The 9,852-nt window shown below is 63.1% G+C and carries 14 protein-coding genes and 1 pseudogene; 7 read left to right on the top strand and 8 right to left on the bottom strand.

Features of this window, described 5'->3' with window-relative positions; translation table 11 throughout:
• The 3 genes and pseudogenes from CQ12_RS45390 to CQ12_RS35480 form a co-directional block, all read right to left on the bottom strand.
• Positions 1 to 549: pseudogene (locus CQ12_RS45390) on the bottom strand (hypothetical protein); the annotation flags it as partial.
• Positions 550 to 826: 277 nt separating this feature from the next.
• The gene (locus CQ12_RS45385; RefSeq protein ID WP_198164340.1) at positions 827 to 970 is read right to left on the bottom strand and encodes a hypothetical protein; all 144 of its coding nucleotides are present in this window, start codon (positions 968 to 970) and stop codon (positions 827 to 829) included.
• 7 nt (positions 971 to 977) lie between these two features.
• Positions 978 to 1,211: a DUF6894 family protein gene (locus CQ12_RS35480; RefSeq protein ID WP_057839911.1), complete on the bottom strand. Its 234-nt coding sequence runs from the start codon at positions 1,209 to 1,211 to the stop codon at positions 978 to 980.
• A gap of 315 nt (positions 1,212 to 1,526) precedes the next feature.
• Between CQ12_RS35480 and CQ12_RS35475 the strand changes: the two genes are divergently transcribed.
• Positions 1,527 to 1,895, top strand: a complete 369-nt coding sequence (locus tag CQ12_RS35475; protein WP_157088679.1) for a hypothetical protein — start codon at positions 1,527 to 1,529, stop codon at positions 1,893 to 1,895.
• A 62-nt stretch (positions 1,896 to 1,957) separates the two neighbouring features.
• Here CQ12_RS35475 and CQ12_RS35470 read toward each other — a convergent pair whose 3' ends face one another.
• Positions 1,958 to 2,290: a hypothetical protein gene (locus CQ12_RS35470; protein WP_157088678.1), complete on the bottom strand. Its 333-nt coding sequence runs from the start codon at positions 2,288 to 2,290 to the stop codon at positions 1,958 to 1,960.
• A gap of 181 nt (positions 2,291 to 2,471) precedes the next feature.
• On the opposite strand from CQ12_RS35470, the gene CQ12_RS35465 reads away from it, so the two are divergent.
• The 3 genes from CQ12_RS35465 to CQ12_RS35455 all read left to right on the top strand — a co-directional run bounded on the left by CQ12_RS35465 (position 2,472) and on the right by CQ12_RS35455 (position 4,009).
• The gene (locus tag CQ12_RS35465) at positions 2,472 to 3,062 is read left to right on the top strand and encodes an NADPH-dependent FMN reductase (RefSeq protein ID WP_057839908.1); all 591 of its coding nucleotides are present in this window, start codon (positions 2,472 to 2,474) and stop codon (positions 3,060 to 3,062) included.
• 170 nt (positions 3,063 to 3,232) lie between these two features.
• Positions 3,233 to 3,583, top strand: coding sequence for a hypothetical protein (locus CQ12_RS35460; protein ID WP_057839907.1), 351 nt, complete (start codon positions 3,233 to 3,235; stop codon positions 3,581 to 3,583).
• Positions 3,584 to 3,829: 246 nt separating this feature from the next.
• Complete coding sequence (locus CQ12_RS35455; RefSeq protein WP_057839906.1) at positions 3,830 to 4,009, top strand: hypothetical protein; 180 nt, start codon at positions 3,830 to 3,832, stop codon at positions 4,007 to 4,009.
• 73 nt (positions 4,010 to 4,082) lie between these two features.
• On the opposite strand, the gene CQ12_RS35450 is transcribed toward CQ12_RS35455, so the two are convergent.
• Positions 4,083 to 5,003 carry a ketopantoate reductase family protein gene (locus CQ12_RS35450; protein ID WP_057840048.1) on the bottom strand — a complete coding sequence of 307 codons (921 nt, stop codon included), beginning with the start codon at positions 5,001 to 5,003 and terminating at the stop codon, positions 4,083 to 4,085.
• A 248-nt stretch (positions 5,004 to 5,251) separates the two neighbouring features.
• Here CQ12_RS35450 and CQ12_RS35445 point away from each other — a divergent pair, with 248 nt between their 5' ends.
• Positions 5,252 to 5,845: a septal ring lytic transglycosylase RlpA family protein gene (locus CQ12_RS35445; RefSeq protein ID WP_083519617.1), complete on the top strand. Its 594-nt coding sequence runs from the start codon at positions 5,252 to 5,254 to the stop codon at positions 5,843 to 5,845.
• Positions 5,846 to 5,871: 26 nt separating this feature from the next.
• On the opposite strand, the gene hisC is transcribed toward CQ12_RS35445, so the two are convergent.
• Both hisC and pdxY read right to left on the bottom strand, forming a co-directional pair.
• Positions 5,872 to 6,936, bottom strand: a complete 1,065-nt coding sequence (gene hisC, locus CQ12_RS35440) for a histidinol-phosphate transaminase (RefSeq protein ID WP_057839904.1) — start codon at positions 6,934 to 6,936, stop codon at positions 5,872 to 5,874.
• 24 nt (positions 6,937 to 6,960) lie between these two features.
• Positions 6,961 to 7,809, bottom strand: coding sequence for a pyridoxal kinase PdxY (gene pdxY / locus CQ12_RS35435; RefSeq protein ID WP_057839903.1), 849 nt, complete (start codon positions 7,807 to 7,809; stop codon positions 6,961 to 6,963).
• A gap of 109 nt (positions 7,810 to 7,918) precedes the next feature.
• On the opposite strand from pdxY, the gene CQ12_RS35430 reads away from it, so the two are divergent.
• The gene (locus tag CQ12_RS35430) at positions 7,919 to 8,188 is read left to right on the top strand and encodes a DUF2312 domain-containing protein (RefSeq protein ID WP_057839902.1); all 270 of its coding nucleotides are present in this window, start codon (positions 7,919 to 7,921) and stop codon (positions 8,186 to 8,188) included.
• 462 nt (positions 8,189 to 8,650) lie between these two features.
• Here the strand turns inward: CQ12_RS35430 and CQ12_RS35425 are convergent, their stop codons facing one another.
• Positions 8,651 to 8,995 carry a tRNA-binding protein gene (locus CQ12_RS35425; protein WP_057839901.1) on the bottom strand — a complete coding sequence of 115 codons (345 nt, stop codon included), beginning with the start codon at positions 8,993 to 8,995 and terminating at the stop codon, positions 8,651 to 8,653.
• 175 nt (positions 8,996 to 9,170) lie between these two features.
• Here CQ12_RS35425 and CQ12_RS35420 point away from each other — a divergent pair, with 175 nt between their 5' ends.
• On the top strand, positions 9,171 to 9,839 hold the full coding sequence (locus CQ12_RS35420; protein WP_057839900.1) for an FMN-binding negative transcriptional regulator: 669 nt from the start codon (positions 9,171 to 9,173) through the stop codon (positions 9,837 to 9,839).
• Positions 9,840 to 9,852: the final 13 nt, after the last annotated feature.

Below are 9,852 nucleotides of genomic sequence, written 5' to 3'. Positions count from 1 at the left end.
AGGTTCACCTTGGGACGGCGCGGCTTGTGCCGGCGGTGGCGCGGTAGCCTGATCCGTTGCGGCAGCCTGCGTGACCGGCTCGCTCGGCTGCTCGGCAGCCGCTGGCTGGGCTGTCGATGGTAATGCCGCCAGCATGAAGGGCGGGACCCACTCAACGGCCATCGCCTTGGCCTCATCGCCATATTGCTGCCAGGCTGCGGCAGCCATGGCGGCGCAAAGTCCGAGCACCGCCATGACCACGCGCTTCACCCATTTGGCAATCGGCCGGTCGGCAGCAGGCCGGAGGCCATCCACCTTGATCTCGGCCGATTTGACATTCTCGAGCTTGATGTCGCGCGTGTCGGTGGCGCGAAACGTCGGTTCGACCTGCGGTGCCGGCGCGCCGACCGATACGGGGGGCGCGACGTGAACCTGGGGCGCTACCGGTGGGGCCGCCGGGGCCGGGTCGTGCGGCAGCGGCGGCGCTTTGTGGGCGTGTGCGGCCAGTACCGTCTCGATCGCAAAAACGTCGTGCGGATCAGCCTCTTTCAGCAGTGGCGTGGATTGCATTGGCGGTCCCTTGCATGAGTCCAATGGCTCCCGCGGCCGGGCGGCGAGCAGCTTGCTAGCGTGAAAATCCCCTGCCCACGCCGCCACACGGCCAGCGAGGTTTGACCAAAGCAAGGCAATCTCGTGGAGAGGTTGGGGCCGCTGGGCACGTAGGGGATGCGGGAACCGGCAACAGAATCGATTGGGCCGAGGCCAGTATGGCGCTTGTCAGGGCCGGATTTGACCTGGCCATCCGCGGCGCTTGCGCGGTTGCGATCGAGAGGCGGGTGCCCGGGTCTCAGATATGCTGGGCACCGTGCCGGGCGTGCCACTTCGGGCCGGGGCCGCGCATATAGTGGCGCTCGGGGCGATAGGGGTCGCAGGCGCGCTCGATCAGCCTGTGCCAGCGCGCCATGATCCTATCGAGGTGGCGGAGCAGCATGGCGGCCTCAGTGCGGCTTGCCGAGCACGAAGGCGAACGGCAGAACGAAGAGTTCATCGTCGAAATCGTCGTTCACATGCACGACCCAGTCGCGCCAGTCTTCGGCGTCGCGGCCCATGATCATCGAGCGGACGATGCAAGCGGCGCGCTCACGCGCCTCCGTCAGATCGCTGACCGCTTCGCCGGAGCGGTCGATGCGGACTTCCCGGGAACTCGAGCAGTGGAAATAAACCTGGGCCATGGCGGCCTCCTGCGTTTGAGACGATCTGTCTCGTTGGTTGCAGGCTAGCCGGACAAGGTTCTGGGACTCCGTGAGGGAGATCACAGTTACTACTTGAGATTTTGTTAAGGGTGTATTGGTCAAACTTTAGGCAATGGAATCGCAGCGGAACCGGACCCTCCCGAGCCGGCAGTTGCAGGAGAAGGCCGGCGGCGTAATGCCCGCCGGCCTTTTCTCTTTGCGGGCGCGCCCAGAACTCACAGCGCTGTGAATCGGTGTTCGGAACAGCACCCGGCCTCACTCGTTCGTCCTTCATACGTGAATGGAGGAATGAGCATGACCAAACTGAAGCTGCTCGGGGCGGCCGCCATCCTGGCGACGGCGCTTGCAACACCGGCAATGTCGCAGGAAGCAACGCAGGAGCCCGGAATGATCGGGTTCAACTACCCGAATTCCAACTATCTTCGCGGCGGATACGGCGTGCGCTTGCCGAGCCCCTATGACAATAGCTACTACTATGGCGATTACGGACCTCCGGTGTACGGACCTCGGGTGTACGGCCCCCGCGTGTATGGACCTCGCGCGTATTACGGGCCTGGCCCGGTCGGAGTTGCGGCCGGCGTAGCCGTTGGAACGGCAGCCGCCATTGCCGGCGCGCCGTACGTCGATTCCTATGCCTATTATGACGGGCCCGGCTATTGGTAGCCGGATCCGCAACTGCAACAAAGCGGCCGCAAGGCCGCTTTTTTGTTGGCTGCCAAGGCGCTTCAGCGGTTGGCCGCGGCGTAGGATGACAATAGCGCGAGGAAGATGATCGTGTTCAGCGCGGTTGCGCCGAGCACGAGGCCCAGCGCGACACCGAGGCCGCGGCCGCTGATCGCCTTGATGGCGCCGGGGAGCGTCAACGCGAAGAAGATGATGCTGAACGGCATCACCGGCAGCATGTCGAAGCCGGTGCCCTTGGGATCGGCATGGGCATAGACGAAGCGGAAGGTGTAGATCCAGAACGCCGCGTTACAGGCTGATAGCACCAGCGCGGTGATGCGGGTCGAGGGCACATCCCAATCGGAGACGGAAGGTAGCGGGGGCGGGGTCGACATCTTCTCTCTTTCGGCGCATCCGGAAAAGGTGCTGCTCCATCCGGGGATTATCAGGGGTCAATGAAGCTCGGCCTTAGGTGCCTCGGGCTGGCCTTCAGGTTCATTGGATAAGTTGCAGTCTTGCGCGGGATGGGAGCGCATGGTTCGACTGCATCATCCAATGTCTTAGGGGTGAGGTGCCATGAGTAACCGCATTCTCGTCTTTTACGGCTCCTATCGTTCCGACCGCATGGGCATTCGTCTCGCGCAATTCCTCGTCGAGGGATTTCGCGCGCGCGGCGACGATGTCGAACTGATCGACGCCAAGGCGATCGGCCTGCCGATGCTGGACCGCATGTACAAGGAACATCCGAAGGGCGCGGCGCCTTCTGTGCTTGAAGAACTCGCGGCAAAGATCCGCGATGCCGACGGTTTTGTGTTCGTGTCAGGCGAATATAATTGGGGCATGCAGCCCGGACTGAAAAACCTCACCGACCATTTCCTCGAAGAATGGTTCTGGCGGCCGGCGGCGATCGCGAGCTATTCGGCCGGCCGCTTCTCCGGCGCGCGCGCCGCGATTGCCTGGCACGGTACGCTTTCGGAAATGGGCATGGTGGTGATCTCGAGTTCGATCGCGGTCGGGCCGATCGCGCAGACGCTCTCCGAAGATAGCAAGCCGACCGGCGAGGGCGGCAAGGCGCTGGCGCACGCGTTTCCGCGCTTTGCGGATGATCTCGTATGGTGGATGGAGGCGGCGCGGGCGCAGCGGGAGCGGAAGAAGCCGCCATACTGAGGAATAAGCGGCAGCATCCGCTCCGCGCCGCGAATGAAGCGCAATGTTGGCGAAAACACACCCACTTTTCGCCACGGCTGGACAGCAGATTGCGCCTTGCCTGCCATCTTCCGCCTTTGTCGAGCCACCACCGGCGGCTCGCTCATGCTCCCTGCACGGATCAAGAAACGATGTCGCCAACGAAAGCGCGCTGCAGTCTGTTTGTTGTTGCGCTCGCGGCGACGCTCTTCGGCTCGCCGGTCGGCGCGCAGAATCTCGATCAGGGCAAGCCTCCGGCAAAACTGTTTGCCGAAGGCTGTGCATCGTGCCATCGCAGCGCGCGCGGGCTCGCCAAGGGTCGATTCCGCCTCTCGCTGTATCTGTTCCTGCAAAAGCACTATGTCAGCGGCTCCAGCTCGGCCTGGGCGCTGTCGTCCTATCTGGAATCCATCGACAGCGGAAAACGCGTCGCGGCGAAGCCGGCCTCGACAGGCGCGTCGCGGTCATCGATGCGCCCGCCCGCGCCGGTGCCGGCGCGCTAAAAGCATGATCCGGAAATGTAGCGGTTTTCCCGCGCGACAAACGCGAATGCGCTTGCGCGGAGATCATGCTCAAACAAAAAGATAAAGCGGGATGACGATTCGAAGAAAAGTAATCACGCTTTAGGCCGCCGGCACGCCGCCATCGCTTGCTCACGGCAACGCTGCGAAATCTCCTCACGGTCGTCATCTTTTCGACGTGTGTGGGCCTAGCATCGTGGGCGTGTATGTGGGCGGGGAGTAACGATCATGGTAGTAGCTGAACTTCAGACCAAGGTAGAGAAGTGGGAGATCAAGGCCGGCAAGTGCGAGGCGATGGCCAAGGAGGCCAAGGACAAGGCGCAGCAGGCTTTTTACGAGGGGCTCGCCGGCTATTACGCGAGCCTGGCGACGGATTTCCGCAAGATCCTTGAGAAGCGGACCGCATAGGCGGAAGCCACGATGCGAAGGGCGGGTTAGCGCAAGCGTAACCCGCCGATACCGACCGCGAACAGATGGCGGATTACGTTTGCGCTAATCCGCCCCTGCGTCCTTCCTTAGCCCGCTCGGCGAGCTTCACCATCACCTGCAGCGTCTGATTGGTCGGCGTCGCGATGCCAAGCTCGGCGCCTTTGCGCACGACATGGCCGTTGAGAAAGTCGATCTCGCTGGGCTTGCCGCGCGCAAGATCCTGCGCGGTGGACGACATCTGATTCGGCATCAGGGTGGGGATGTTCAGGATGTGCGCGAGAAGGTCGTCGGGAATTGCGACGCCGCTGGCGCGGGCGACGGCGGTCGCTTCCTGCACCGCGCGGCTGACGACGTCGCGGGTGCCTTCGACTTCCAGCATCGGTCCATAGGCAATGCCGGCCACGGCCGACAGCGCGTTGAAGGCGCAGTTGATGATCAGCTTGCTCCATAGTGTCTTGTCGATGTCGTCGGCGATCGTGATGTTGACGCCGGCGGCCTGAAACGTCTGCGCCAGTGCTTCGCTCGCGGCAGAGGGGCCGATGGCGAGGTCGCCGCCGCCGTGATGCCTGACGTGACCGGGCCCTGCCATCTCGCTGCCGACATAGACGACGACAGGAATGACGGCGTGGCCGGTGACGGCGGAAAGACGCTCGGCATTGTCGACGCCGTTCTGCAGGCTGAGCACGGAAGTTTCCGGCCGTAGACGTCCGGCAAGCGACTTGCCGGCCGCTTCGGTGTCGGCGGACTTCACGCAAAACAGCACCAAATCGGGCGAGACGAGGTCGGCCGTGTCGGTCGCGGCCTTGGCCGGCAGGCGGCCGTTGAATGTCTTGGTATCGAGCAGCAGACCGTGCGCATTGATGGCGTCGACATGCGGCTGCCGGCCGATGAACGTCACGTCATGCCCGGCTTTCAGCAGTAGTCCGCCATAGTAGCATCCGACCGCACCAGCGCCGATGACCGCGACTTGCATGATGTTCTCCTGTTGTAGCCCGGATGAGCGAAGCGACATCCGGGACCACTCTAACACCGCCCCGGATATCGCTTGCGCTCATCCGGGCTACAACGGGACTGCCCACTAAATTCTGTGACACAATCATCACACTCAAACCGAATGCGCCAGGGAGGCCGCTTCCCGCCACGCTTCCGCCCGCATTCAGTCCCGCCATTGCCGCGTGTTGGTTTTCGGCTTGGGCTGGGGCACGAGCGGGGGATTGCAACATGTCTTCCATTGACTGCACCGGTACTTCGTACGTCAACGACAGGGCAGGCCGTACTCGATTTGATGCGCGATTGGTCACGGCCGCGCGCGCAGGGAAATTCGTCCGGCTGCTTGCCGTCACGCTGGGAGCGGCATCGCTTGCGGCCTGCATGCAGACCTCGGTCGTCACCCAGAAATCTGATCTTCGCGCCAACCGCCATGCGTCGGTGGACCAGGATCGAGCGGCATCGCCCATGATGAAAAGGCGCGTGGCGGCCGTGAGAAAGCACAGCCGGTACGCATCGCGCAAGAATTCAGGTGACGCCAAGACGCCCTCGCACGGGGTTGCCAGCTTCTACACCGAGGGAACGAAGACCGCGAGCGGCGAGAAGTTCAACACGCTCGATCTGACCGCCGCCCATCCGACGTTGCCCTTCGGCACCAAGCTGCGCGTGACAAACGTCGCGAGCGGCAAGTCGGTGACGGTACGGGTCAATGACCGTGGTCCCTACGTTCAGGGCCGTGTTGTCGACGTCTCCTATTCTGCGGCTGACGCGCTGGGAATGGTGGGTAAGGGTGTTGCCAAGGTCAAACTCGACGTCGTAACCGACTAGGCGAGCGGAGCCGTCAGGTATCCGCTCTACGGGCGGCCCAGGATATCAGATAGAGCCGACAACAGCCGGTCGATTTGCTCGTCCGTGCCCACGCTTATCCGCAGATAGTCGGCGATACGCGGCGCAGAAAAATGGCGGACGATCACCGCGCGTTGGCGCAGCGCGGTAGCGAGCGCCGCGCCTTCGTGCGCCGGATGCCGCGCGAAGACGAAGTTGGCCGATGACGGCAGCACATCGAAGCCCAACTGGATCAGTCCGCGGTTGAGCCGCTCCCGGCCTTCGATCACGCGGGCGCGGCTTTCTTGAAAATGGGCGTCGTCCTCCAGCGAGGCGATGGCGCCGGCCTGGGCGGGGCGGCCAAGGGGATAGGAGTTGAAGCTGTCCTTCACCCGGGTGAGCCCCTCGATCAGGTCGGCGTCGCCGATCGCATAGCCAACCCGCAAACCGGCGAGCGCCCGGGACTTGGACATGGTTTGAACGACCAGAAGATTCCGATGGGAAGCGACCAGAGGAATCGCGGTCTCGGCGCCGAAATCGACATAGGCCTCGTCGATGACAATGGGCGCATCGGGATGTTGCTCCAGCAGGGTAACGATCTCGGCCCGTGACAGCGCAATTCCTGTCGGCGCGTTCGGATTGGGCAGGATGAGCGCGCCGGCCGGCCGGTGATAGTCGGCCACGCGGATGCGCATGGCCTGATCGAGCGGGACAGCCTCATAGGTGATGCCGAACAGGCGGCAATACACCGGATAGAAACTGTAGGTGATATCTGGGAATAGCAACGGCGCATCATGTTTCAGCAGTGCGGCGAAGGCGTGGGCCAGCACCTCGTCCGAGCCATTGCCGACGAACACCTGTTCGGGCTGCACGTGATGGTAGGCGGCCAAGGCAGCCCGCAGCGCTGACGCCTGCGGGTCCGGATATAGGCGCAGCGTATCGGCCGCCTCGCCGCGGATCGCTTCCAGCGCGCGTGGCGAAGGACCAAGCGGACTTTCATTGGTGTTGAGCTTGACCAGATCCGCCATGCGGGGCTGCTCGCCCGGCACGTAGGGTTTCAGGTCGTGGGTCAAGCTGCTCCAGAAACGGCTCATTTTTTCTCCAGTGCCTCATCCGGGCTACGGGTTGATCGCGATACATTTGAATTTGCGTTGGGGATGTACGAGCCACTCCGCGCTTTCGACGATGCGCATTTCCTCACTGCTGCTGGCCGCAGTGCGTTCCAGCACCGCAAAGATCGCCGACGCGGCATGGCTGAGCGCCGCCGGCGTGTCGTTGCCGCGGAGGCGCGCGGCGACCAGCAGCGCGGCGAACAGGTCGCCGGTGCCGTTCGGGCTGATCGGCAGTTTAGGCGTGCGCACGCGAAAGGCGTTGGCGCGTTCGATCGCCAACGTCTCGATCTCGTCCTTGGGCGTGTCGGCAAGCTCGGCGCTGGTGACGACGAGCGTCCCGCGCGCCATGAACGCACGCGCCGCCTTGAGCACCTGCTCGATCGTCGCGGACTTCGCTCCGCACAGCCATTCGAACTCGAAATGATTGGGCGTGATGATGTCAGCGAGCGGGCAGAGCAGATCGCGCACCAGCGGCGGGATCTCGGCGTGGACGAACAGGCCGCGGTCGCGATCCCCCAGCACGGGATCGCAGCAATACAGCAGCGCGGGATTTTTCGCCCTGGCGCGTGCAACAAAGTCCGCGACCACCGCGGCGTTGTCGGCCGAGCCGAGATAGCCGGACAGGATCATCTGCGCGCGATCGACCGCGCCGCGCTCCTCGATGCCGCGCAGGAGATCGGCGACGAGTGCGGCATCGAGCACACGGCCGCGCAGCGTCGGGTAACCCGGCCGGTTGCTGAGCAGCGTGGTCGGCACCGCCACGACGTCGATCCCGTGCATCTGCATGGGAAAGACCGCGGCGCTGTTGCCGACATGGCCGAAGGCGACCTGCGACTGAATTGAAATCACGTTCATGTGGAGTCTTGGGGATTATCTGATTTGCCGAGAAGGGAACCGGCCGAGGTTAACACATTGGTTATTTGTTTGCGGTCATTTTCACGATCTCATTCAACAGGGAGTCACCATGTCTGACGTCACCATTCCCGGCGGCCGGATCCGTTCTTTCGTTGAGCGGATCGAGAATATCGACACCGAATTGCAGGAGCTGAACGAGCAGAAGAAGGAAGTGTTTTCCGAGGCCAAGGGCGAGGGGTTCGACGTCAAGATCCTCAAGGAGATCATCAAGCTGCGCAAGCAGGACCAGGACGAGCGCGACGAGCGCGAAAGCCTGCTCGATCTCTACATGCGCGCCATGGAAACCGCGCCGGCGGAGAAGGTTGCCAAGGCGGCCTGAGCCGAAGCGAAGCCGAGCAAAGAATGTAGCCCGGATGAGTGGCTTGTCCGCCGTAGCTCGAAGAGCGTAGGCGGAAGCGATATCCGGGACGAGGTGAGAATTGTCCCGGATGTCGCGCTACGCATCCGGGCTCTTGCTCTCACTCGGTCTAGTGCCTCTCCGTCATTGCGAGCGAAGCGAAGCAATCCATTTCTCCAGCGGGACGATGGATTGCTTCGCTGCGCTCGCAATGACGCGCAGAGAGTCTTTTTCAACGGATGACTCCGCAGGTTTTGCCGCGACTTCTTCACAGCCGCGCACCAACACGAAGCAAACGTGTTGTTAAGAATTGCCCCGCGCTGATTTGTTCGATTCCGATTCGTTCTTTGCGAACAAAATGGAGTCGGATGGAGAACAAAGCCGTGCTTGTTTCTCTGCGGACTCCGTCGTTATCTCCTCGCTGCTCGCCCGTCATGCGCGGCATCAAAACACCGGCTCGCCGATCGCAACTTCGCTGCGCGGGCCAAGGACGATCACGTTGCCATCAGCGCCCTTGGCGCCGAGGATCAGGAGTTCGGACGTGAAGCCCGCGATGTTCTTCGGCGCGAAATTGCAGACGCACACGACGAGTGAGCCGAGCAGCGCCGCCGGTTCATAGTTTGTGATCTGCGCGCTCGACCACATGATCCTGTCAGCGCCGACGTCGACGCCGACCTTCCAGGACGGATTGCGCGCGCGGGGAAACGGCTGCACGTCCACGACCTTGCCGATCCGGATGTCGAGGCGGTCGAAGTCGTCGTAGGTGGCCTGAGGTTTTAGCGGCGGCATGGGGCGAGCTCGGTTGGCAAGCTGGATGTCGGGAACTGTCTGAATGAGGCGACACATAGCCTCATATCGGAGTTGCCTTGTGGTTGGAACGCACGTGGGCGCAGGTTGGTGATCGCTCGCCGAATAGGTTAGCCTGCCTGAGCTCTCCGTCCTCCAGCCGTTCGAGCGCTTGGCCATGCACATCCTTCGACCTCAGTTTCGCATCGAACAGGAGCGCGCGCTCGCGTTTGCGGCCGAGCGCGGCTTTGGCGTGATCGTTGCCGCCGATGAGCGCGGGCCGCGCGGCTCGCACGTACCGTTCGTGATCCTGCGGCGCGACGACTGCGTGATCGTGCAGATCCATCTTACGGCCAAAAATCCGCTCGTCGCACTCGCCGACGGCAACAGGCGCTTTCTCCTGATCGTTTCCGGCGACGACGCCTATGTCTCCAACGACTGGTACGCCTCGCGCGATAACGTCTCGACCTGGCTCTACGAGGCCGTGCATCTCTCAGGCATCGCGCACTTAGGTGCGCTCGACGAGAATCGTGGCCACGGCGACGCGCTGCTTGCGGTCGCGGAGGCGCGCTTGCCGAAACAGCCGTGGGACCTGGCTGGAATGGAGCCCGCCAAGCGCGAGAGCATGCTCGCCTCGATCCGCGTCATCGACCTCGTCGTCGATCAGATCGAGGGGCAGTCAAAACTTAACCAGCACAAGAGCGATGCCGACCATGTGGCCGTCAGCAACCAGTTGGCGCGTGCGGAGGAGACCGGGAGCAGAAGGCTGGCCGGGCGGATGCGGGCGCTGCGCCCGGAGCTGGCGTATGAATGTGGCAAGCATGGCCTGGAGACCGCCGCAGGCTGAATGCGGATGCGAG

Source organism: Bradyrhizobium jicamae (assembly GCF_001440395.1).
Taxonomy (GTDB): domain Bacteria; phylum Pseudomonadota; class Alphaproteobacteria; order Rhizobiales; family Xanthobacteraceae; genus Bradyrhizobium; species Bradyrhizobium jicamae.
This window is presented reverse-complemented; position numbering and strand designations above follow the sequence as displayed.